18 protein-coding genes and 1 pseudogene are annotated in these 23,328 nt (G+C 59.5%); 15 read left to right on the forward strand and 4 right to left on the reverse strand.

Annotated features, from left to right (window positions below; all coding sequences use genetic code 11):
* Nucleotides 1–40: 40 nt before the first annotated feature.
* The 6 genes from RD1_RS10645 to dctP are packed head-to-tail and all read left to right on the forward strand — an operon-like array spanning nt 41 to nt 5,649.
* Entirely contained in the window at nt 41–1,195 is a 1,155-nt protein-coding gene (locus RD1_RS10645) for an LLM class flavin-dependent oxidoreductase (RefSeq protein WP_011568507.1), read from the forward strand.
* On the forward strand, nt 1,195–2,085 hold the full coding sequence (locus RD1_RS10650) for an aldo/keto reductase (RefSeq protein WP_011568508.1): 891 nt from the start codon (nt 1,195–1,197) through the stop codon (nt 2,083–2,085). The genes RD1_RS10645 and RD1_RS10650 overlap by 1 nt, the downstream gene beginning before the upstream one ends.
* Nucleotides 2,086–2,114: 29 nt before the next feature.
* Nucleotides 2,115–2,624 carry a flavin reductase family protein gene (locus RD1_RS10655; RefSeq protein WP_011568509.1) on the forward strand — a complete coding sequence of 170 codons (510 nt, stop codon included), beginning with the start codon at nt 2,115–2,117 and terminating at the stop codon, nt 2,622–2,624.
* A gap of 60 nt (nt 2,625–2,684) precedes the next feature.
* Complete coding sequence (locus tag RD1_RS10660) at nt 2,685–3,275, forward strand: TRAP transporter small permease (RefSeq protein ID WP_011568510.1); 591 nt, start codon at nt 2,685–2,687, stop codon at nt 3,273–3,275.
* On the forward strand, nt 3,276–4,565 hold the full coding sequence (locus tag RD1_RS10665) for a TRAP transporter large permease (RefSeq protein WP_011568511.1): 1,290 nt from the start codon (nt 3,276–3,278) through the stop codon (nt 4,563–4,565). It abuts the gene before it with no gap.
* Nucleotides 4,566–4,590: 25 nt separating this feature from the next.
* Nucleotides 4,591–5,649: a TRAP transporter substrate-binding protein DctP gene (gene dctP, locus RD1_RS10670; protein WP_011568512.1), complete on the forward strand. Its 1,059-nt coding sequence runs from the start codon at nt 4,591–4,593 to the stop codon at nt 5,647–5,649.
* Between the two features lie 31 nt (nt 5,650–5,680).
* Here dctP and RD1_RS10675 read toward each other — a convergent pair whose 3' ends face one another.
* Nucleotides 5,681–6,151: a tetratricopeptide repeat protein gene (locus tag RD1_RS10675; RefSeq protein ID WP_011568513.1), complete on the reverse strand. Its 471-nt coding sequence runs from the start codon at nt 6,149–6,151 to the stop codon at nt 5,681–5,683.
* A 102-nt stretch (nt 6,152–6,253) separates the two neighbouring features.
* On the opposite strand from RD1_RS10675, the gene RD1_RS10680 reads away from it, so the two are divergent.
* Entirely contained in the window at nt 6,254–7,438 is a 1,185-nt protein-coding gene (locus tag RD1_RS10680; RefSeq protein WP_245897326.1) for a cytochrome-c peroxidase, read from the forward strand.
* Between the two features lie 89 nt (nt 7,439–7,527).
* On the opposite strand, the gene RD1_RS10685 is transcribed toward RD1_RS10680, so the two are convergent.
* Nucleotides 7,528–8,841 (reverse strand): GH1 family beta-glucosidase, encoded by a 1,314-nt coding sequence (locus tag RD1_RS10685; RefSeq protein ID WP_011568514.1) that lies wholly within the window; start codon nt 8,839–8,841, stop codon nt 7,528–7,530.
* Between the two features lie 13 nt (nt 8,842–8,854).
* Complete coding sequence (locus RD1_RS10690; protein WP_011568515.1) at nt 8,855–9,883, reverse strand: LacI family DNA-binding transcriptional regulator; 1,029 nt, start codon at nt 9,881–9,883, stop codon at nt 8,855–8,857.
* Nucleotides 9,884–10,140: 257 nt separating this feature from the next.
* Here RD1_RS10690 and RD1_RS10695 point away from each other — a divergent pair, with 257 nt between their 5' ends.
* The 8 genes and pseudogenes from RD1_RS10695 (at nt 10,141) to RD1_RS10730 (ending at nt 22,628) form a co-directional block, all read left to right on the forward strand.
* Complete coding sequence (locus RD1_RS10695) at nt 10,141–11,493, forward strand: ABC transporter substrate-binding protein (RefSeq protein WP_011568517.1); 1,353 nt, start codon at nt 10,141–10,143, stop codon at nt 11,491–11,493.
* A 75-nt stretch (nt 11,494–11,568) separates the two neighbouring features.
* Nucleotides 11,569–12,549: a carbohydrate ABC transporter permease gene (locus tag RD1_RS10700; RefSeq protein ID WP_011568518.1), complete on the forward strand. Its 981-nt coding sequence runs from the start codon at nt 11,569–11,571 to the stop codon at nt 12,547–12,549.
* A gap of 3 nt (nt 12,550–12,552) precedes the next feature.
* Nucleotides 12,553–13,702 (forward strand): annotated as a pseudogene (locus tag RD1_RS10705) (carbohydrate ABC transporter permease).
* Nucleotides 13,703–13,716: 14 nt separating this feature from the next.
* The gene (locus RD1_RS10710) at nt 13,717–15,369 is read left to right on the forward strand and encodes an alpha-glucosidase (protein WP_011568519.1); all 1,653 of its coding nucleotides are present in this window, start codon (nt 13,717–13,719) and stop codon (nt 15,367–15,369) included.
* A 26-nt stretch (nt 15,370–15,395) separates the two neighbouring features.
* Nucleotides 15,396–16,493, forward strand: a complete 1,098-nt coding sequence (locus tag RD1_RS10715; RefSeq protein WP_011568520.1) for an ABC transporter ATP-binding protein — start codon at nt 15,396–15,398, stop codon at nt 16,491–16,493.
* A gap of 209 nt (nt 16,494–16,702) precedes the next feature.
* A complete protein-coding gene (locus RD1_RS10720) occupies nt 16,703–17,041 on the forward strand; it encodes a DUF3307 domain-containing protein (protein ID WP_050759129.1) in 339 nt (112 codons plus the stop codon).
* A gap of 164 nt (nt 17,042–17,205) precedes the next feature.
* A complete protein-coding gene (locus RD1_RS10725) occupies nt 17,206–19,014 on the forward strand; it encodes an autotransporter assembly complex protein TamA (RefSeq protein ID WP_245897262.1) in 1,809 nt (602 codons plus the stop codon).
* Complete coding sequence (locus RD1_RS10730; protein WP_011568523.1) at nt 19,011–22,628, forward strand: translocation/assembly module TamB domain-containing protein; 3,618 nt, start codon at nt 19,011–19,013, stop codon at nt 22,626–22,628. Before RD1_RS10725 ends, RD1_RS10730 begins: the two co-directional genes overlap by 4 nt.
* Here the strand turns inward: RD1_RS10730 and RD1_RS10735 are convergent.
* A complete protein-coding gene (locus tag RD1_RS10735; protein ID WP_011568524.1) occupies nt 22,622–23,143 on the reverse strand; it encodes a flavin reductase family protein in 522 nt (173 codons plus the stop codon). The genes RD1_RS10730 and RD1_RS10735 overlap by 7 nt on opposite strands.
* Nucleotides 23,144–23,328: the final 185 nt, after the last annotated feature.

Consider the following 23,328-nt stretch of genomic DNA (forward strand, 5'->3'; position numbering starts at 1 on the left):
TATTCAAGAAAATTCACGAACTGTTGCCAAGAGGGGCCAGATGACCGTTGTGCCGATCACATCCGCAGGTTTGCGCGCCTCAGAGGTGTCGTGGTTTTCCGCGCTTTGCTCGGATGACTATCGGTTTCTGGGGGTGCCGGATGGTGATCTACGCTCCAGTTGGGCGCATTGTTCGGACATCGTCAAAACAGCACAGGCGCAGGGGTTTCGCAACATCCTGTGCCCCTCCTCCTATCAGGTCGGCCAGGACACGCTGAGCTTTGTGGCCGGATGCGCCCCGATCACGGATCGCATCAACATGCTCGCGGCGGTGCGCTGTGGCGAGATGCAGCCGATCATGCTGGCGCGCACTCTTGCCACGCTTGATCACATGCTGGAGGGCCGCTTGACGGTCAACATCATCTCATCCGATTTTCCGGGGCAGAAAGAGCCCAGCCCCTACCGATATCAAAGATCGCGCGAGGTCGTGCAGATCCTCAAACAGGCCTGGACGCGTGACCAGATCGATCATGCCGGAGAGGTCTATAATTTCTCTGGCCTGACCACCGATCCGGTCAAACCCTATCAGACGGGCGGGCCGCTCTTGTATTTCGGGGGCTATTCCCCGGATGCGCTGGATTTATGCGCTGAATACTGCGACGTCTACCTGATGTGGCCGGAGCCGAAAGATGCGCTGGCAGACAGAATGCGGGCGGTGCATGATCACGCGGCCGCGCGGGGTAGGACGCTGGATTACGGGCTGCGCGTGCATGTGATCGTGCGCGACACGCAAGCCGAGGCGCAGGAATATGCGGAATATATCGTGTCAAAGCTTGATGATGAGCATGGGCGCAAGATACGCGAACGCGCACTTGATGCCACGTCACTGGGCGTCGCGCATCAGTCCAAGAACCGCGATATCGCAGATGATTTCGGCTATATCGAGCCACATTTGTGGACGGGCATCGGGCGGGCGCGCTCTGGCTGCGGCGCGGCTCTGGTCGGCTCTGCCGATCAGGTGCTGAGCGAGATCGAGACCTATCGCAAAATGGGGATGCGCGCCTTCATCTTTTCGGGCTATCCGCATATTGACGAGGCCGAACACTTTGGCCGACTGGTGCTGCCGGAGCTTGAAACATGTTCCTTGCCGCATGCCTATGGCCGCGTCCCGGACACATGCCCCGCAACACCGCTTGGAACAGGAGAACGCCGCTGATGGAACGTGTAAGCCTGTCTGCTGATGTGCACGTCAGCCGGATCATCTATGGCATGTGGCGTCTGGCGGAGGACGAAGACACATCTCCGTCCCATGTGCGCGCCAAGATCGACGCCTGTCTTGCGCAGGGGATTACCACTTTGGATCAGGCCGATATCTACGGTGGATATGCGGCCGAAGCGCTGTTGGGCGCGGCGTTTGAACAAAGCCCGGGCCTGCGCGATGACCTGCAGATCATCACGAAATGCGATATCGTCGCGCCGGTTGGCAAATACGCTGCGGCCCGGGTCAAGCATTACGATACATCCGCCGCCCATATCACCGCATCGGTGGAGGCGTCGCTGTCGAATATGCGCATTGAGCAGATCGATGTTTTGCTGATTCACCGCCCGGACCCGATGATGGATGCGCGTGAAACCGGTGCGGCGCTCGATGCGCTGATTGACAGCGGCAAGATCAAAACGGCAGGCGTGTCGAATTTCAAACCGTGGGATTGGGATTTGCTGCAAGCGCATATGAAACACCCGCTTGTGAGCAACCAACTCGAACTCAGCCTTGCGGCGCGCGACAGTTTCACCAACGGCGATCTGGCCCATGCGCAACAACATGGCGTGCGCCCGATGGCATGGTCGCCCCTGGGTGGGGGCTCTCTGATGACACAGCAGGGCGAACCGGGCCTTGCCTTGGAAAAAGTCGCAGAGGCGCAAGGCGTTGATCGCGCAGCGGTCGCGGTTGCATGGCTGCTGGCGCATCCTTCGGGGATTTTGCCGGTGATGGGCACCAACACGCTGCCCCGCATTGCGACCTTCAGCGATGCAACGAAGGTTGAGATGGACCGCCAGACGTGGTTTGAGCTGTTTGAAGCCGCAAACGGGCATGAGGTGCCTTGATGCCGGATGGAACCACCAAAGGGACGGCGATGCTGCACTTCGAGCCCACACAGGACAACCACCGCATGTTTCGCGATGCGTTGGGACGGTTTGCATCAGGTGTGACGATCGTGACGGCCAATACGCCGCAGGGGCCGGTCGGCATGACGGCCAATTCCTTTACCAGCGTTTCGATGGAGCCGCCGCTGGTTCTATGGTGCCCGGCGAAATCGTCCAGCCGCTACGGGCTGTTTGCGCAGGCCACTGATTTCGCGATCCATGTGCTCGGGGCAGATCAAAAGGCACTTGCTCTTGCCTTTGCGCGCTCGGGCACGGCATTCGAGGCGATTGATGCCGCCCTCAGCGACCGGGACGTCCCGATTTTTGATGCTTGTCTGGCGCGGTTTGAGTGTGAAACCTACGCGCTGCACGATGCGGGTGATCATTCGATCATGGTCGGCATGGTGCGCCACGCGGCGTTCCGGCATGGCGCGCCGCTGATTTTTTCGCAAGGTGACTTCGGACAATTTGACAAAGAGGTTGAAAAGGCGAACGTATAAAACGGCGGGGAAACCCGCGCGCCGCCGGCAGAATGTCGGTTGCAGGGAGGAGGCCCATTCATGGGGGCACTGCTGCTGGTGCTTGCACCGCTTCGGGTGATCAACGAAAGCGCGCTGGCCATTGGGCGTGCGATTGGCATTGTCGCCGTGGCCGCGATGGTCATCGCAATTCTGGTGCAGGTGTTTTTTCGCTATGTGCTCAACAATGCCCTGCCTTGGCCCGATGAAGCGGCGCGCTTTTGCATGTTATGGATGACGGGCCTGATGGCGCCTACCGCTTTTCGCCGCGGCGGGTTTGTGGCGATTGACACGCTGGTGATCCTTTTGCCCAAGCTGTTGGGCAGCCTGCTGGCGCTCTTTTTGCTGTTTGTCAGCCTTGCCGTGCTTGTGGTGGCGGTGCAGATCGGTTGGTCCGAAGTGACGGGTTTTGCCGGGCGTTTCGCGACGGCCTCGCTCTATCTTCCGACCGACATGAGTTTCGAAAGCTGGTTCCGCGTGCCGCGCAGCTGGATGATGGCCTCTTTGGTGGTGGGGCTGATCATGCTGATATCTGTCAACGTGGAACTGATCCTGCGCGCAATTGTCAAACTGCTGGGCGGTGCGGATCGCCTGCCTGTCATTCCGCATGATGAGAAAGTCGGGGCGGAATAGATGCTGGTCTGGTTTCTTCCGCTGTTTTTGCTGTTCCTGCTGATCGGGTTGCCGGTATTTTTCGGCCTGCTCGCAGCGCCGGGGCTACTGCTGTGGCTCAACGGTCAGGAAAAAGACATCACGCTGCTGTATCGCAATGTTTATAACGGGATAGACAGCTTTCCCCTGATGGCGATCCCCTTCTTCATGCTGGCCGGAGAGTTGATGAACCGGGGCGGGATCACCATGCGTCTGGTTGAATTCAGTCAGGCCATGATGGGGCATTTTCGCGGCGGGTTGGCGCATGTGAACATCCTGTCCTCCATGCTGTTTGCCGGGCTTTCGGGGTCTGCCGTGGCCGATATATCCGCACTCGGGTCGATGTTGATCCCGGCGATGGAAAAACAGGGCTATAGCCGCAAATTCGCCGCCGCGATCACGGCGGCCAGTTCCGTGATCGGGCCGATCATCCCGCCCTCGGGCATCATGATCATCTATGCCTATGTGATGGGCGAAAGCGTTGCCGCCCTGTTTCTGGCGGGCATTGTACCCGGAGTGATGGTGGGCCTTGGGTTGATGTTCATGGTCAAGATCATGGCTGACAAATATGATTTTCCCGTCGCCACCAAAAAACACACGTGGGGCGAACGCGGGCAGGCCAGCCTCAAGGCGTTTTTTCCGCTGATGACCCCGGTGATCATTCTCGGCGGTATTCTGGCAGGCGTTTTTACCCCGACCGAGGCGGCGGCGGTCGCCGTGGCCTATGCGCTTTTCATCGGCCTCTTCGTGATGCGCAGCCTCAAGCTGAGCGAGTTGCCGGATGTGCTGGGCCGCGCGGGGCTCACATCGGCGGTTGTGCTGTTGCTGGTCGGTGCGGCGATGGCGTTCAAAACCGTTGTCAGCCTCAGCCACGCGCCCGAAGCCATGGCCGAATTCGTGCTGGCGCTCACGTCCAACCCGCTCATCCTGCTGTTTTTGATCAACCTTTTGCTCTTTGCGGTGGGGATGTTCTTGGATGCGGGGCCTGCGATTATCATCCTTGGGCCAATTCTGGGGCCAATTTTCGTCAGCCTCGGCGTGGACCCGATCCATTTTGCCATCATCATGAGCGTCAACCTGACCGTCGGGCTGGCCACACCGCCGATGGGGCTGGTGCTCTTTGTCGCCTCCTCGGTTTCGGGCGAGCGGGTCGAGGCGATTTCAAAGGCGATCCTGCCGTTTCTGGCGGTCGAAATCGTGGTGATTTTCCTGATCACCTACATACCGGCCATTTCCATGACCATCCCGCGACTGACGGGCTTTGCCAACTGACACATCATCCAACTGGGAGGAATAAATGATAAAACAAACCCTGAAATGCGCGCTCCTTGCGGCCTTGCTCGCCGGGACGGCGATTGCGGCACAGGCGCAGGAATACACCATCCGCGCCACCGCCAATTCCAACGAAAACGACGAAGACTACGACGGTCTCGTCGTGTTCAAGAACTACGTGGAATCCGCGTCAAACGGCACCATCGCGGTTGAACTGTTCATCGGCACGCAGCTTTGCAGCAACGGTGCCGAATGTCTGCAAGGCGTGGCGGATGGCACGATTGACGTTTACGTTTCCACATCCGGCGGCGCGTCGGGGATTTTCCCTTACGTGCAGGTGCTCGATCTGCCTTATCTGATGGCGGATGATCGTATTGCCGAACATGTGCTGTCGGGTGATTTTACACGGAAAATGCGGGCGATGGCGCTGGAGGATTCAGGCGATATGATCCGCCTGATGACGATTGGAAACACCGGCGGGTGGCGCAACTTTGCCAACACCAAGCGCCGCATCGCTGAGCCCTCTGATATGGAAGGTCTGAAGATCCGAACAGTGGTTGCGGATTTGCCGCAGGAATTGGTGCGTGCGCTTGGCGCATCCCCGACGCCGATTCCGTGGCCTGAGCTTTTCACGTCCTTCCAGACCGGCGTGGTTGAAGGGTCCAAGAACGGCATCACGGATATCATGGGCATGAAATTTCCGGACGCCGGGCTGAAATATGTCACGCTGGATGGGCACGCCTACATGGGCGCGCTGTGGTGGATGAACAACGCGAAATTCACCGGCATGCCAGAGGATATGCGCCGGGTGGTCGTGGATGGGTTTTACGCGCTGCAGCAGGCGACTTTTGCCTCGCCCAAGCGCAAATCCATCGCGGCCTATGAGGAATTCGTGGCCGATGGCGGTGATCTATACGTGCCCACGCCTGAACAAAAAGCGGCCTTCAAAGAGGGAGCGGCCCCTGTGTTCGACTGGTTCAAGGCCAATGTGGGGCGCGGGGATGAGATATTCGACGCGCTGACAGAGGCCGTGGCGCAGGCCGAAGCCGAAGTCGGTGCGGCGCGTGCCGCCGATCTGAATTGACCACGAAAGGGCGGCCTCCGGGTCGCCCCGATCATCTGAACGGATACATCCACACCTTATAGTCAGCGACGAGAACATGGGCCTTGTTGATTTCTTCCGCCGTCATTTTCTTGGCAACCTCTTCAAGGCTGATTGCCGCGTCCGGGTCCCCGCCAATCGCGGAAAGCGTGTACCACATATAGGCGCGCATCAGGTCCGGTGCGGGCAGGCCGCGACCCACTTCGTAGTACCAGCCGACACCCGATTGCGCACCGGGATGGCCCTTCATGGCCGCGCGCAGATACCATTCAAACGCGCGCTGGTCATCGCGGGGCCGTCCCAGACCCATGGCATAGATGACACCGATCAGTTCTTCCGCTTCGGCATTGCCCGAACGCGCCGCGGGCCAAAGTGCTGCATAGGCCTCGTCAAATCGACCCGCATCCATGAGATCGCGCGCCGCTTCCAATTCCGCCGCAACCGGCGTGGCCAAAAGAGCGAGGGCAAAAGCTATTGTGCGCATGGGCTTGTTCTGTCCTGTTTTGCATCACTGGCCGCCGCCGCAGATTTACTGCCGCCGCTGACAGATGAGGATTTCATCGAATTCGACGTAGCGCAAGCCGCACTGGGCCAAGCGCTGTTTTATGATCCGATCCTGTCGGGCAATCGCAATATCACCTGTGCCCATTGCCATCATCCGGAATTTGGCACGGGCGATGGGCTGTCCCTCGGGATCGGGGAGGGCGGGCAGGGGCTGGGACCTGATCGCACGCCCGGTGCGGGCGCGGATCGGGTTGCCAAACGCATTCCGCGCAATGCGCCTGGCCTGTGGAATCTGGGTGCGCGTGATCTGCACACGATGTTTCATGACGGGCGGCTGAGCCTGTCGGATATCTACGGCAACGGGTTCAATTCACCCGCGCAGGAGTGGTTGCCCGAGGGGTTGAATTCGCTGCTGGCCGCGCAGGCGCTGTTCCCCCTCGTCGCCCAGTTCGAAATGGCGGGCAATCCGGGCGAAAATGACGTGATCGGCGCGGTGCATGACCGCATTGATGCGGCATGGCCGATCCTCGCAAAACGCGTGCGCACGGATGCTGACTATGGCCCGGCCTTCGTAGCGGCCTTTGACGAGATCGACACGGCGCAGCAGGTCAGCATCGTGCATATCGCAAATGCGCTGGCCGCCTTCATGGCGCTGGAATGGCGCAGCACCGACAGCCCCTTTGACGCCTATCTTGCCGGGGATGAGGCGGCGTTAAACCCTGCCGAACAGGCGGGGATGGCATTGTTCTACGGCAAGGCCGCTTGCGCTGACTGCCACGCCGGATCGCTGATGAGCGATCAGAAGTTTCACGCCTTGGGCCTGCCGGCATTCGGGCCGGGTCGCACACGCGCATTCGATCCTTATGCCCGCGATGTTGGGCGCATGGCCGAAAGCAACCGGTTGCGCGATGCCTATGCCTTTCGCACGCCGATGCTGCGCAATGTGGCTTTGACCGCCCCATATGGGCACAACGGGGCCTATCCGACGCTCGAAGGGATTATTCGCCATCATCTGGACCCGGTGGCAGCAAGGGCTGCATGGCAGCGCGAGATGGCGCAGCTTCCCGATATTGCGTGGCTTGCGGCAACGGATTTCATTCTGGGCGCTGACGCATTGGAAATGGCCCGACAGGAACGGGCAATAGCGGTGACACCCTTGCAACTGACAGATGCGGAAATCGCGCAGTTGGTCGCCTTCATGCACGCGCTGACCGGGGCAAGCGTCAATACGCCAGCGTTTGGCATACCGTCGGATTTCGTGCCTTAGAGCGTCTGACGAAATACCTGAAACACGTAGCGCGTTGAAACCCTGAGTTTCAGGCGGCGTTACGTGCGCGAGGTTTTTCGCATGACACTTTATCGTGCCAGCGCGCGGGCTATCGCGTGATAGGATGCCTTGGGCGTGCGGTGCAGCGTGTCAAAATCCACATGCACCAGACCAAAGCGTTTTTCATAGCCCAGCGACCATTCGTAATTGTCCATCAGGGACCAGAACGTATAGCCCGCCAAGGGCACGCCCGCCGCGATGGCGCGTTGGGAGGCTGCAAGATGTGCGTCCAGATAGTCCATGCGCGCGTCATCAGGCGTGGTTGTGTCATCGGCATTGGCCATGCCGTTTTCCGTTACGTAAAGCGGCAGTGCGCCGGTGTAGTTTTGCTGTAACCACGTCAGGATATGTTCAAGGCCTTCAGGTTCTATCTCCCAACCCATCTGGGTTTTCGGCAGCGGCCCTTCGACCTCGCGCAGCGATGGCCATGGGCCGCTGTCCGCCGCAATGCGTTTGCAGGTGTAATAGTTGACACCGAACCAGTCGAGTTTCTGCTCGATCAGGTCAAAATCATCTTCCCAGCCTTTGGGCATATGGGCCCCGAGCCCTTCGAGCACCTCGTCCGGATAGGTCCCGTGAAACAGCCCGCCCACGAAAAAGCGGTTGTAAATCGCCTCATAGCGGCGCGCGGCCTCCGACGCCTCGTGCGTGTCATCTGCGGCGTGTACATATTCAAAATTGCACACAGCGCCAAGGTTGTTCATGCCAAGGGCGCGCATGGCCTGAATGCAGCGCCCATGCGCGGTCAGCACGTGATGCATTGCATGGGCGGCGGCGCGAATATCGCGCAGACCCGGTGCTTGCAGTCCCATGAAATGGGATAGCCACGCAACGCACCATGGCTCGTTGATGGGGGCGGCACTAAAGACACGATCGCCGATGCGTTCCATCACGATGCTGGCAAAATCGGCAAGCCAATGGGAAATGTCGGGGTTGCGCCACCCGCCCAGATCCGCGAGCGCGGCGGGCAATTCCCAGTGATAAAGCGTCGCCATAGGTTTCAGGTCACGCGCCAGCATGCCGTCAACAAGGCGGTCGTAAAAATCCAGACCCGCCTGATTGACCGTGCCACGCCCCTCGGGCAGCACCCGCGCCCAGCTGGTGGAAAAGCGATAGGCATCAAGGCCCATCGCCTGCATCAGATCGAGATCCTCCTCCCAGCGGGAATAGTGATCGCAGGCGATCTGCCCATGCTCTGCCCGCACCACATTGCCCGGTGTTGCGGCGAAGGTGTCCCAATGCGTCGGCCCCGCGCCCCCGAACCCATGTCCTTCGATCTGATAGCTGGAGGTTGCGGCGGCAAACAGGAAGCCCGGCGGAAAGCTGCTGCGGGAAAACTTCATGATGGGGATACCTTTATGCGTAAGGACCGGGGCCAGTGGAAGCACCCTGGACAAATTCAGCTTCCCACAGTTCGCAGGGCAGTTCGGTGCCGGGTGTTTTGATCCGTTCAAGCAGCAGGGTCGCGCAGCGTGCACCGGCGGCCTGCACCGAGGAGCGCATCGCCGTAAACTGCGGCGTGCGCCCGGCATTGGGCAAATAGGAGATATCATCGTCAAAGCAGATCACCGACACGTCCTTGCCGATGCGCAGCCCGCGTTCTTCGATGGCGCGTTTCACCCCGAGGGCGATCACGATGGAGGAGGCGACAAAGGCCGTCGGCGGGTTCTGTTGTGCAAGGCTTTCGAAGGCCGCCATGTAGCCATTGGGCTCCGACATGTCGCCGGACCGCACAAGGCACGCATCCGCCGCGATCCCCGAACCCGCCAGTGCAGCCTCATAACCGGCGCGCCTGCGCACCGCGAAGTCCATTTGCGCGCGCCCGTTGATCAGGGCGATGCGTCTGTGGCCAAGGTCAATCAGATGTTGTGTCGCTGCCTTGATGGCGCGGTGGTTGTTCACGTCCAGCCACGCATAGGGCGTGTCGATCCCGGAGGCCCGCCCGTGCACCATGAAGGGGATGTTCAGTTCGAGCAGGCGGGCAATGCGCGGATCATCACAGGTCGGGCCCTGCACGATGACCCCATCTACCGCACCCCGTTCCGCAAAGGCGCTATAGGAGTCCAGTTCATCGTCATCCCGAACAATCGACAGGGTCATGGTGTAGCCATGTTCGGCATAGACCAGCCCCGCGCCAGCCATGAAATCCGAAAACACCATATTGACCAACTCGCTTTGCTTGGACAGGGGGATCACATGGCCCACCGATCTGGATTTGCCCGTAGCGAGGGTCTGGGCGCGCACATTGGGGCGGTAATGGTACTTTTCAGCGGCTTCCGTCACACGCTTGCGGGTCGCCTCATTGACTTCGGGGTATCCGTTCAGGGCGCGACTGACCGTCGTTTGCGACAGTTTCAGCCGTTTTGACAATTCTCTGAGGTTCAAGGTCCGGCCTCATTGGTGGCATCACAGGGGTGCATGGCCGAGGGGCGCATGCGTCGAGTCACCGGATATCATGCCACCAGCCGCGCCATTCTCAAAGCGCTTTGAGAAAATTGTGACAGAACGATAACGCGAGTTGACAGAATTGCACGCATAGGTCACGTTTTAGGCATCCAAAGCGCTTTGAGGCGATTCTAAAAGCGCTGACAGAGAAACATACGAGACCGGTGAAGACACCGGCTCAACGGGAGGACATCACAATGGCACGGTTTTACGCCGGCGCAGCGGCGCTGGCTTTATTCGCAGGGGCGGCTTATGCCGACGGGCATCAGCCTTTTGCCGTGGGTGAGGGCGATTTCAACTGGGACAGTTATCAGGCCTTTGCCGATAAATATGACCTGAGCGGCCAGACGGTCGAGATCACCGGCGCATGGACCGGCAATGAAAAGGAAAAAGTCGACATCGTCTTTTCCTATTTCGAAAGCGCCACGGGCGCGACCGTCAATTATTCCGGGTCAGACAGTTTTGAACAGGACATCGTGATTTCGGCCCGCTCCGGTTCCGCGCCCAACCTCGCGGCCTTCCCGCAACCGGGTCTTGCGGCGGATCTGGCCAGTCAGGGGCTGCTGACGCCGCTTCCCGAGGGATCAGCGGAATGGGTTGCCGAGAATTTTGCCGCAGGACAGTCCTGGGTGGACCTTGGCACCTATGCCAATGATCAGGGCGAAGAGGACATCTATGGTCTGTTCTACCGCGTGGATGTGAAATCGCTGGTCTGGTATTCGCCGATTGCCTTTGATGAATCCGGCTATGACATTCCCGAAACGATGGAAGAGCTCAAAGAACTCACCGACATGATCGTTGAGGACGGGGGCACACCATGGTGCATCGGTCTTGGATCCGGGGCCGCGACGGGCTGGCCTGCGACGGACTGGGTCGAAGAGATGATGCTGCGCACGCAGTCGCCTGAAGACTATGACGCATGGGTGTCAAACGAGATGAAGTTTGACGATCCAAAGGTCATCGCCGCCATGGAAGAGTTCGGCTATTTCGCGCTGAATGATGACTATGTGGATGGCGGCAGCGAAGCGGTGGCGAACACGGATTTCCGCGACAGCCCGACAGGTCTCTTCTCGATCCCGCCCAAGTGCTACATGCACCGTCAGGCGTCTTTCATCCCGGCGTTTTTCCCGGAAGGCACGCAGGCGGGTGAAGATGTCGATTTCTTCTACTTCCCGGCCTATGAGAGCAAAGACCTCGGCAAGCCGGTTCTGGGGGCAGGGGCGCTGTTCGCGATCACCAACCCGTCCGAGGCGACAAACGCCATGATCGAGTTCCTGAAAACCCCGATCAGCCATGAATTGTGGATGGCGCAGGGCGGGTTCCTGACACCGCACAAGGGCGTGAACCCTGCAACCTACATGGACGACAGTCTGCGCGCGCAGGGTGAAATCCTGCTGGGCGCGACCACCTTCCGCTTTGATGCATCCGACCTGATGCCGGGCGAGATCGGCGCGGGCGCTTTCTGGACGGGCATGGTGGATTACACCACCGGCACGCCCGCGGCAGAGGTCGCCAAAGGTATTCAGGACCGCTGGGACGCGATCCAGTAAGTACCGCCTAGATCACTTCGCCCGGCAGGAACACCCTGCCGGGCGGATCACATGTCATCCTGGGGAGCGTCTGATATGTCACCACTCGTGCAAGGAATGTTGACCATCTTTATCGGTGTCGGTGGATGTGTCGGATATTTCTACCTGTCGAACCTGATCCTCGACAAAGTGATTTTCCCGGCCAGGGGCGACAACCCCGGGATCAACATCAACCGTGCCAACCTAGTGCGGCCCTGGTTGTTTCTGTTTCCGGCGATGGCTGCCTTGGGCCTCTACCTTGTTTATCCGGTGGTCGGTTCGTTCTGGCGGTCCCTCTACAACCGGTCGGGCGACGAATTCATTGGCTTTGGCAATTACGCGGTCATGTTCAGCGATGACGGCTTTCAGGTGGCATTGTTCAACAACTTCCTGTGGGTTCTGATCGTGCCCGCCGGGGCCACGTTCCTTGGCCTGCTGGTGGCGCAGCTGACGGATCGGCTCAAATGGGGCAATATCGCAAAATCGCTGATCTTCATGCCGATGGCGATTTCCTTCGTAGGCGCGTCGCTGATCTGGAAATTCGTCTACGCAAACAACGCGGATATTGGTCTGATCAACGCGCTGCGCGACTTCTTCGGCGCCGAAGAACCGCTCGACGTGCTGCAGGTGCGGTTCTGGAACAATTTCTTTCTGATGGTGATCCTGATCTGGATCCAGACCGGGTTCGCCATGGTCATTCTGTCGGCGGCCCTGCGTGGCATCCCCGAAGAGACCGTAGAGGCCGCGATCATCGACGGGGCCAACCCGTTTCAGGTGTTCTTCAAGATCAAGGTGCCGCAGATCATGGGCACGATTGTCGTGGTCTGGACGACGATCACCATCCTCGTGCTCAAGGTTTTCGATATCGTTTACACCATGACGGGCGGTAACTTCGGCACCGAAATCCTGCCCAGTTACATGATGTCCTACATGTTCCGGGATGACGGGCGCGCGACCGCGGTGGCCTTTGTCATCATGATCATCGTGTTACCGGTGATGATCTGGAACATCCGTCAAGCCCGCGCGGAGATGAGGTAAGCCATGGATAATATTGCTGGAACGAAGTCTTCGCTCGGATGGGCCGTCAATATCTCGGTGGTGTTTCTGGTCCTGCTCTGGCTGATCCCCACTGTGGGGCTGCTGGTCTCCTCCTTTCGCGACCGCGACCAGATCACGGCGACGGGCTGGTGGTTGTCCCCCTTCGCGGTAGAGCAGAATTTTCAGGCGCGCATCCCGGCCGAGGAGGCCGTGCGGGATGGGGATTACTTCGTCATTCAGGGCAACATCTTTTCAGGTGGCGAGAATGAAATCATCCGCTTTGGCGGCACACGTTCGGCCCCGACCGCCTTTGCCCCGGGAGAGACCGCGGATCTGCGCCGGGACCGCTCGCTGACTGTCGAGGCAAACGGCGATTTCATCTACAAGAACCCCAATGAAATCACGCGCGATCCCAGCATCTATTACTCCAGCGCCACGCCGCCGAGTTTTTCATTGGATAACTATCGAACGATCCTGTTTTCCAACAACATGGATGTGGCCTTTATCAACACGTTTACCGTGACGATCCCTGCCACCATCATCCCGATCCTGATTGCGGCCTTTGCGGCTTACGCGCTTGCGTGGATGGATTTCAAGGGACGCGGTTTCCTGATCGCGATGGTCGTCGGGCTGCTTGTCGTGCCTTTGCAACTGGCGCTGGTGCCGCTGTTGCAGTTTCATAACCAGGTCGGCATCGGGCAGAGCTTCCTTGGGATTTGGATGGCGCACACGGGCTTCGGCCTGCCGCTCGCGATTTATCTGTTGCGAAATTATATGGTGGGTCTGCCGCGCGATATTTATGGTGGGTCTGCCGCGCGATATTATCGAGTCTGCGAAAGTCGATGGCGCGACCGATTTTCAGGTCTTTACCAAGATCGTGCTGCCGCTGAGCTTTCCGGCCCTTGCTTCCTTTGCGATCTTTCAGTTCCTCTGGGTCTGGAATGACCTGCTGGTGGCCAAGGTGTTTTTGCCTTCCAACTCGGAAAGCTGGGTCATGACGGTGAAGATCGCCGATGACCTTCTGGGCTCGCGCGGCGGGGACTGGGGCATTCTGGCAGGGGCGGCCTTTATCTCGATCGCTGTGCCGCTGATCGTGTTTTTCACAATGCAACGCTATCTGGTGCGCGGTCTGCTGGCCGGCTCCGTCAAGTAGGAAAGAACTGCTCCATGGCCAAGATGGAACACAATCTGCACCTGAGTGCAGTCGACAAGGACTGGTGGCGCGGTGCCGTCATCTACCAGATTTATCCGCGCAGTTTTCAGGACAGCAACGGTGACGGGATCGGCGATTTGCTGGGGATCGCGCAGCGGATGGAATATGTGGCCTCGCTCGGGGTCGATGCAATCTGGATTTCGCCGTTCTTTACCTCGCCGATGAAAGACTTCGGTTATGATGTCAGCGATTACTGCGATGTTGACCCGATGTTTGGCACGCTCGCGGATTTTGATGTGCTGGTCGAGGCGGCGCATCACCACGGGCTGAAGGTGATGATTGATCTGGTGCTCAGCCACACCTCGGACCAGCACCCGTGGTTCATCGAAAGCAAGTCGAGCCGCAACAACCCCAAAGCGGATTGGTATGTCTGGGCCGACCCCAAACCGGACGGCACACCGCCCAACAACTGGCTGTCGATCTTTGGCGGGCCTGCGTGGCAGTGGCATGCGGGGCGTCAGCAGTATTACCTGCACAACTTCCTGATCGAACAACCCGACCTGAATTTCCACAACACGGATGTGCAGGACGCGCTTCTGGATGTGACACGGTTCTGGCTGGATCGGGGGGTGGATGGCTTCCGGCTTGATACGATCAACTTTTACTATGCGGATAAAGACCTGCGCGACAATCCGGCCCTGCCGCCCGAGCAGCGCAATGATACCATCGCGCCCTCGGTCAATCCCTACAACCATCAGGAACATCTCTACTCCAAGAACCAGCCTGAAAATATCGCCTTTCTCAAACGCTTCCGGGCGCTGTTGGATGAATACCCGGCGGCGGCCTGTGTCGGCGAGGTGGGCGATGCGCAGCGGGGTCTGGAACTGTTGGGGGCTTACACCTCGGGGCCTGAAATGGTGCATATGTGCTATGCGTTCGAGTTTCTGTCCAAGACTAAACTCGATGCCGCGCGCGTCGCCGAAGTCTTTGGCCAGCTGGATATGGTCGGGCCGGACGGCTGGCCGTGCTGGGCGTTTTCCAACCACGATGTGATGCGCCATTCCACCAGATGGGAGCTGTCACCGGCTGCTGAACGGCTGTTTGCGACCCTGCTGATGTGTCTGCGCGGGTCGGTGTGCCTGTATCAGGGGGAGGAACTGGGCCTGTCTGAGGCCGATGTCGCCTTTGAAGACCTGCAAGACCCCTATGGCATCACCTTCTGGCCTGATTTCAAGGGCCGCGATGGGTGCCGCACGCCTATGGTCTGGGAAATGTCCAACCAGAACGGGGGGTTCTCCGAAGGGTTTCCGTGGTTGCCGGTCAGCCATGAACACCTCAACCACGCGGTGTCAGTGCAGGAGTCCGAACCCGGCTCCTTGCTGCATCACTACCGAAATGCGATTGCATTTCGCGCCGAGCACCCTGCGCTGACCAAAGGGTCACACGACGGGGTGCAGGCCAACGGCGATGTGTTGCACTTCACCCGCGAATATGACGGTCAGACGCTCTATTGCGCGTTCAACATGTCGGACACGCCGTCGTTGCACCAGATGCCCAAAGGCACCTGGCAGGTGATCGGACAGGAACTGGGCAGCGCCAGCGCGTCTCCCCAGGGCCAATTGCACTTTGGGCCGTGGCAGGTCTGCCTCGCGAAGAAACAAGACTAACCCGCGTCTTGGGAGGGACGTAAGATATGGCAAATCTCAATCTGACAGACGTTGGCAAGGCCTATGGGGGCACTGTTGAGGTGCTGAAAAACATCAACCTCGATATTGAAACCGGGGAGTTGATCGTCTTTGTTGGCCCGTCGGGATGCGGAAAATCGACACTGCTGCGGATGATTGCGGGGCTTGAAAAGATCACGTCGGGTGAGTTGCTGATTGACGGTCAGCGAATGAATGACGTCCCGCCAGCGCAGCGCGGGATCGCCATGGTCTTCCAGTCCTACGCGCTTTACCCGCATATGACGGTGCGCGACAACATGGCCTTTGCCTTGAAGCTCGCCAAGAAATCACCCAGCGAGATTGACGAGGCGGTCAACCGTGCGGCCAAGGTGCTGCAACTGGATGAATACCTTGACCGTCTGCCCAAGGCGCTGTCGGGCGGGCAGCGTCAGCGGGTCGCGATCGGGCGCTCGATTGTGCGCAACCCCAAGGTTTATCTCTTTGATGAACCGCTCTCCAATCTGGATGCGTCCTTGCGCGTGGCCACGCGGATCGAGATCGCGCAGCTCAAGGAGAGCATGCCGAATTCAACCATGATCTACGTCACACATGATCAGGTGGAAGCGATGACACTGGCCACCCGTATCGTGGTGCTGGCCAACAAGGGGATCGCGCAGGTCGGCACGCCGCTGGAACTTTATGAGCGGCCCGAGAACGAATTCGTCGCGCAATTCATCGGCTCGCCGGCCATGAACCTGATGCCCGGAGAGATCGTCCAAACCGGTGAGGTCACGAAGGTGCGCGTTGACACAGGGCAGGGCACCATCGTGGCGGATATCCCGACCACTGAAAACGACCGCGGTGCGCGGGTCAACGTGGGCATTCGTCCCGAAGACATGATCGCCACGGAGCATGAGGACTATGCCTTTGCCGGCAAGGTTGAAATCGTTGAAGCCCTGGGCGAGGTGACGCAGCTCTATTTCGAAAAGAAGGGTGCGGATGACGCAGCCGTCATTGGCAAGCTGCAAGGTATCCATGCCGGGGTGAAAGGGTCACAAATGAAAATGACGGCTCATGCGGCCAAGGTGCACCTGTTCCAGAACGGTCAATCGCTGCTCTATCGTTAAGCCTTGGTGCGCATATCCCCTCCCGTGTCATTATTTCATCGGTGCGGGAAGAGAGGTGACGTTTTCCCCGTTAAATTGTATGCAGCCTGTATTTACTGGGTGTAAGGTATTTTTATTTTAAGGTTTTGGTTCAGGTCCGAGAGGGGATTGGTTTGGGCGACGTATTTGAGGCTTTGATTGTTCTCCTCTGTTTGCTGCAGGCAAAACACATGTTTGCCGATTATTTCCTGCAAACCAGATCCATGTTGGGCGGACGTGACATCTATCTGCATCAGGGGCGCTTTTTGCACGCGGGCGTTCACGCTGCGGGTTCGGCGCTGGCTTTTCTCATCATGGGCACCCCGGTGATGTTGATCCTGTTGGTCGCTGTTGGCGAATGGATCGCGCATTATCACATCGATTGGGCGAAGGGGCGCTATACGGCGCGGCAAAACCTGACACCTGACGATGCCGCTTACTGGCGGGCGACGGGTGTGGACCAGGCGTTGCATCAGCTGACCTATATCATCATGCTTTGGTGCTGGCTGACATTTGGAATTGCCGGATAACTGGTCCGCGAGAGTTAAAAAACTGAAAAAACGGCAGCGCCGGGCCGGGAGACTGTTTGCAGCGCGTCACAGTTTGCCGCTATAAGGCTAGCATCCGGGCGCATCCTGACCCCAACATATAGACGTCAGATGCGTATCCAAGAGGGGGCAGAGGTAATATGGCGATGCACAATGCGTCTTGGGGCAGTCGGAACATCTCTGCGCTGGCATCGGCATTGTGCATCTGTTTCGCAAGCTCTGCTCTGGCCTATGAGGCGACGCTGTCGGGCCCCCTGGACGAAGAGCTTGCGGCTGAATTGCAAGGCGGCTCGCTCCTGATCGAACAATCGCTGTTGGAAGAAACGCCGGATGTGCGTGAAATCGTGTCCTCAGCGCAGGCGGATTATCGTCGCCTGCTGGCCGTGCTCTACAGCAGGGGATATTTTGGCCCCACGATCGAAATCAAACTCGATGGGCGCGAGGCCGCGTCGATTCTTGCGGTTACGCCGCCCGAACGCGTGTCGGTGGCGACCATCACCGTTGATCCGGGGCGTCAGTTCCGCTTTGGCGCGGTCGAGGTCAGCCCGCTGAACCAAAACACGACCTTGCCAGAAGAATTGGAAAAGGGCGAGGTCGCGCGCATCACCTTGTTGCAATCCGCAGCCGCATCGGCGGTATCGGGGTGGCGCGATGCGGGGCATGCCAAGGCCGAAGTCACCGACCAGCAAATCACGGCGCGCCATGGCAGCGCACAGATCGACGCAAAAGTGCGGATTGATCCCGGTCCAAAGCTCAGCTTTGGCGCGTTGCGCGTGCGGGGCGAGTCGGCGGTCAGTCGAGAGCGGATCATCGAGATTGCAGGGCTGCCCGAGGGGGAACAGTTTTCCCCCGAGGAAGTCAGGGATGCGGCTGGCCGCCTGCGCCGTTCGGGCGCGTTCCGATCTGTGGCCATGATCGAAGGCGAGGTGTCAGACAGTGGCGATACGCTGCCCATCAATGTGCGCGTCGCGGATAACAAGCCGCGTCGCCTGGGTTTTGGCGGTGAATTCGCAACGATCGAAGGCGTGACCCTCAGCGGTTTCTGGCTGCACCGCAACATCTTTGGCGGGGCTGAAAGCCTGCGCTTTGATGCCGAAATCGGCGGTATCGGTGGAGATACCGGGGGGATCGATTATTTGCTCGGAACCCGCTTTGAGCGCCCGGCGACATTCAGCAAGGACATCAACTTTTTTGCCTTCGGCGAGATTGAGCAGGAAGATGAGCCAAACTACTTTTCGCGCAGCGTCTCGGTCGGGGCGGGCATCACGTATTTCGCAACGGATGAGCGCACATACCGCTTTGGCCTCGGATTCAGCCGCGCCACCACCGAAGACGCCTTCGGTGACAGCGATTACACGCTTTTCCTCCTGCCGGTGGGCGCGACCTATGATTATCGCAACAACGAGTTGGACGCGCGGCGCGGCTATTACGCAGAGGCGAAGCTGACGCCGTTTGTTGCCTTGTCCGGGACCGACAATGGTTTGCTCTCTGAACTGGATGTGCGCACCTATCTGACCGCTGGCGAAACGAGCCCCACAACGCTGGCGCTGCGCGCGCAACTGGGGTCCTTGGCCGGACCGTCGCTGCGTGACGCACCGGCGGATTTCCTGTTCTATTCCGGTGGTGGGGGCACTGTGCGGGGACAGGATTTCGAATCCCTCGGCGTGGATGTGGGCGGCGGTGACATTATCGGTGGCCGCTCCTTTCTGGGCCTGTCCGCGGAGCTGCGTCTGCGCACGACCGGCAGTCTTGGGTATATTGGCTTTGTCGATGCAGGCTACATCGGTGAGGAAGCATTTCCAGATGGCTCCGGTGAGTGGCACAGCGGCGCAGGCGTTGGCATCAGGTATGAGACACCGATCGGGCCGCTGCGTTTTGATGTTGGTGTACCGACAAGCGGTGATACAGATGGGGAAAGCTTCCAACTCTATTTCGGGATAGGCCAGTCGTTTTGAGATACCTGCTGATCATTGCTGTCACCCTGACATGTTTGCCGCTCTCGCTCGTGGCGCAAGAGGATGAGGATGACGGTGGCTTTCTGACCCGCACGATCGAGGGTGCGCTGTCGGGGGCCGGACGCGAGGTGAACATCGTTGGTTTTGCCGGCGCGCTGAGTTCCGAGGCGACGTTCGAGACCATGACGATCGCCGATGCCGAAGGCATCTGGCTGACGCTGGAAGAGGTATCGCTGATCTGGAGCCGCACCGCACTGCTGCGCGGACGTCTCAAGGTCGACAGCCTGACCGCAAGTTCCCTGAAGGTGGCACGCTTGCCCATCGCAGAAGAGCAACCCGTTGAGATCCCACCCGCCGAGGCGGAAGAGTTCAGCCTGCAATTGCCTGAATTGCCTGTGTCGATCAACATTGATGCCTTTGAAGTGTCTGAAATTGATCTGGGAGAGCCCATTCTGGGGGTGGCGGCGCGACTGTCCCTCAAAGCGCGCGCGCGGCTGGATGATGACGGGCTGTTTCTGGACCTCACGGCTGACCGTATCGACGAGGTCGCAGGTACATTCGCCCTGCGCACAAATGTGGAGCGGGATGGCGCGGAGATTGACCTCAACCTGACCCTGTCCGAAGCGGCGGATGGCATTACGGCGCAATTGCTCAACCTGCCGGACAAACCATCGGTGGATCTGAGCGTCGCCGGTCTTGGCCCGCTGGATGACTTTACCGCTGATATCGCGTTATCGACCGCAGGGCAGCCGCGTCTCGCCGGGCAGGTCTCCTTGCGCGCCGAAGAAAGCGCTGTGGTTGATGCCGGTCCTGACCGCCGCATCCGCGCTGATCTCGGGGGCGATATCACCGCCTTGATCGCACCGGAGTATCAGGATTTCTTTGGCCCCGACGTGGGGCTGAAACTGGACACGCTTCTGGTGGCGGATGGTTCCGTTGATGTGCAGGACTTTAGCATCGACGCGCAGGCCGTTGATCTTGCTGGTAAAGTGCGACTTAACAGTGACATGTGGCCGAGCTTTGTCGACGTCAAGGGTTTGATTGCGCAGGATGATGGGGATGTTGTCCTGCCGGGGTCGGATGCGGGTGTCACGGTCAGTGCCATCGGGCTGGATATCTCATTTGACGAGACGGCAGGGGATGTATTCACGGGTGTGTTTGACATCGACAATCTGCAACACTCGGCGGCACAGGTTGCGCGCCTCGAACTGGTGCTGGATGGCACGCTCGATGGCAGCGTGGACAGCATCGGCCGCTTTGCCACCGATCTGCGGCTTGATGCGACGGGCGTGGAACTGAGCGATGAGAACACGGCGCAGGCCTTGGGTGATGCGATAAACGGCTTTGCCACGATCACGTATGTCGAGGATGAACCCATCGAGATCACCGACCTTTCGCTGGCTGGTCCCGATTTCGGACTGGATGGCGACGTGGTGATCGAAGGGTTGGACGGCGGCTTTCCCACCACCCTTGATCTGGCCGTCGTGACGCGGGATTTATCGCGTTTTGCCGGTCTTGCCGGGCGACCCTTGAGCGGGGCGGCGGATCTGTCGGTTGCCGGGCGCGTTGTGCCATTGTCCAGCATGTTCGACCTCAAGATCGCGGGCTCCGCACAGGATGTGATCGTCGATGTCCCGCAGGCAGACGCCCTGCTGACAGGTCGCACAGAGTTGTCACTGGGTGCGGCACGTGATGCCACGGGGACATTCCTGCGCGACTTGTCGCTGCAAAATGATGCATTGGATGTGACGGCCGATGCCGCGCTGCGCAGCATGGGCAGTGAGGTGGTCGCGCGGGTCAGGCTGTCGGATGTTGCGTTGGTCGCACCACAGTATCAGGGAGCGTTGTCGCTTGATGCGGATGCAAGCCAGTCACAGGCAGGTTGGCAGATCGAAGCCGCGCTCGATGCGCCCTATGATGCGCGCGCGGTGGTTTCGGGGCTTGCGACCGGTCCGGACGCCGACCTGAACTTTGACGTCTCGATCCCGGAAATCCAGCCGCTTGTGCCGGATGCGCAGGGGCCGGTTTCTGCAAAGGGGCGGCTTTGGCAGTCCACCGCCGGCTATCAGATCGACGTCAAGGCGGATGTGCCCTTTGACGGGCGGCTTGAGGTTCTGGGCCTTGCCACGGGGCCTGACGCGAAAGTCACCTTTGACGCCAGCCTGCCCGATATGAGCGTTCTGGTCCCTGATATCGGCGGACCTCTGGCGCTGAAAGGCGATCTGGCCCGCGCGGGCGAAGGGTGGGCGGTGGATACGCTGCTCGAAGGGCCGGCGGGAATGACCGCGACGATTGCAGGCACTGCTGCACAGGACGCGAGCACGGTTGATCTGGACATCGAGGGGGCAGTGCCGCTTGGTCTGGCCGCGCCATTCCTTGCACCGCGCAACCTCGTGGGGCAGGCGGCCTTTGACCTCGCCCTGCAAGGCGCGCCATCGCTGGAGGCGCTGAGCGGGCAGATCACCAGCAACGGGGCGCAGTTTTCTGACCCGAACCTGCGTCTTGGGCTGGAAAATCTGGATACCCGTGTCGATTTGCGCAGCAATACCGCTCAGCTGGACGTGGGGGCGAATTTCGTGACCGGTGGCCGGGTCGAAGTCGGTGGCTCGGTCAATCTGGCCACTCTTGTGGGCGATCTCACGATTGCCTTGCGCGACGCGCTGCTGCTGGATCCCAACCTCTATGCCGCAACCATCGGTGCGGATATCAACGTTGACGGGCCATTGACGGGCGGGGCGCGGATTGCCGGGCAGATTGACCTGAAAGAGGTCAATATTACCGTACCGGGCACTGGTGTGACCTCCATCGGCGCGATCCCTGAAATCCGTCACATCGGCGCACCGCAGCGCGCCGCTGTGACCCAGGCCCATGCGGGCGTGTTGCCAAAGGAAGAGAAACAGCAAAGCACCGACGCGCCTGCATTTCCCCTCGCCATCGACATCAATGCGCCGTCAAAACTCTTTGTGCGCGGGCGTGGGATCAACGCCGAAATGGGCGGCGATCTGTCGGTGCGCGGGGATACCAACAACATCATCTCATCAGGCAGTTTCGATCTGATCCGGGGGCGTCTGGATATCATCGGCAAGCGGTTTGAACTGGACGAAGGGTCGATCCAGTTTCAGGGCAGTGTGACCCCTTACATCCGCTTTGTCACGACCACGCAGACCCCTGAAGGCACGGCCAGCATCACCGTTGACGGTCTGGCGGATGAGCCGGATATCACCTTCAGCGCCGTGCCCGAGGCCCCGGAAGACGAGGTGATGTCGCTGATCCTCTTCGGGCGCTACGTGTCGGAACTGTCGGCATTCCAGGCGCTGCAACTGGCCAATGGCATCTCTCAGCTTTCCGGGCGTGGCGGCGTCAATGTGCTTGGCGGTTTGCGCAGCGGGGCCGGGCTGGACGAATTGGATGTCACCACCGATGAGGATGGCGCGACCTCCGTGTCGGCGGGGAAATACATCACGGATACGATTTATACGGATGTGACCAACAACAGCGACAAGGGCACGGATATCTCGCTGAACATCGATCTGACCAGCGACCTCAAAGGCAAGGCGACCGTGGCTGAGGATGGCGACAGCAGTGTGGGCTTCTTTTTCGAACGGGATTATTGATCGGCAGGTCCGGTGGGCGAAAACTGTCCAAAACGGCTCTGATCAAACAACAGACCGTTCTTGCCATTGGCGCGGTGTACAACGCGGCGCACAAGCCCAAGGATCAGGGAGTGATCGCCGGCCGGGTGGATCGCATCCGTGTCGCAATGAAACTCCGCAATGCATCCGCGCAGCGTAGGGGCGCCTAAAGGCCCCTTATACCAATCAAAGGCGTCAAAATCCGTGCCGTTACTGGCGAAATGGCGCGCCATGCTGAGTTGATCCGCTGCGAGGATGTGAACGCAGAAGTGTTCAGCGCTCACAAAGGCCGCATGCCGTTTCGAACTGCTGGACGGTGCCCAAAGCACAAGCGGCGGGTCAAGCGATATGGCGGAAAACGAGTTGGCCGTCATCCCCACCGGTCCATCGGGCGTCTGGGCGCAGATCACGGTCACCCCGGTTCCAAAACACCCGAATGCGGTGCGCAGGTCACGGCTATGATCCGGGCTCGGCTCGAAAGCATGGGCCGCGCTCACGTTTGAAACCGCTGTTGACGCAGAGATTTGAGTTCGCACATTCTGATACCGCATTCCCAATGACGCTCGGAGTGTGACGATATAAATTCGAAACCTGTCAGGGCAAGAGGATCCTGCGCGCCAGACAGTATCCACGGCCTGCCGCGCAGCAATTCGGGGTCGTGACATCGCGCGAGGCACGACCC

It is taken from the genome of Roseobacter denitrificans OCh 114 (assembly GCF_000014045.1).
Classification (GTDB): domain Bacteria; phylum Pseudomonadota; class Alphaproteobacteria; order Rhodobacterales; family Rhodobacteraceae; genus Roseobacter; species Roseobacter denitrificans.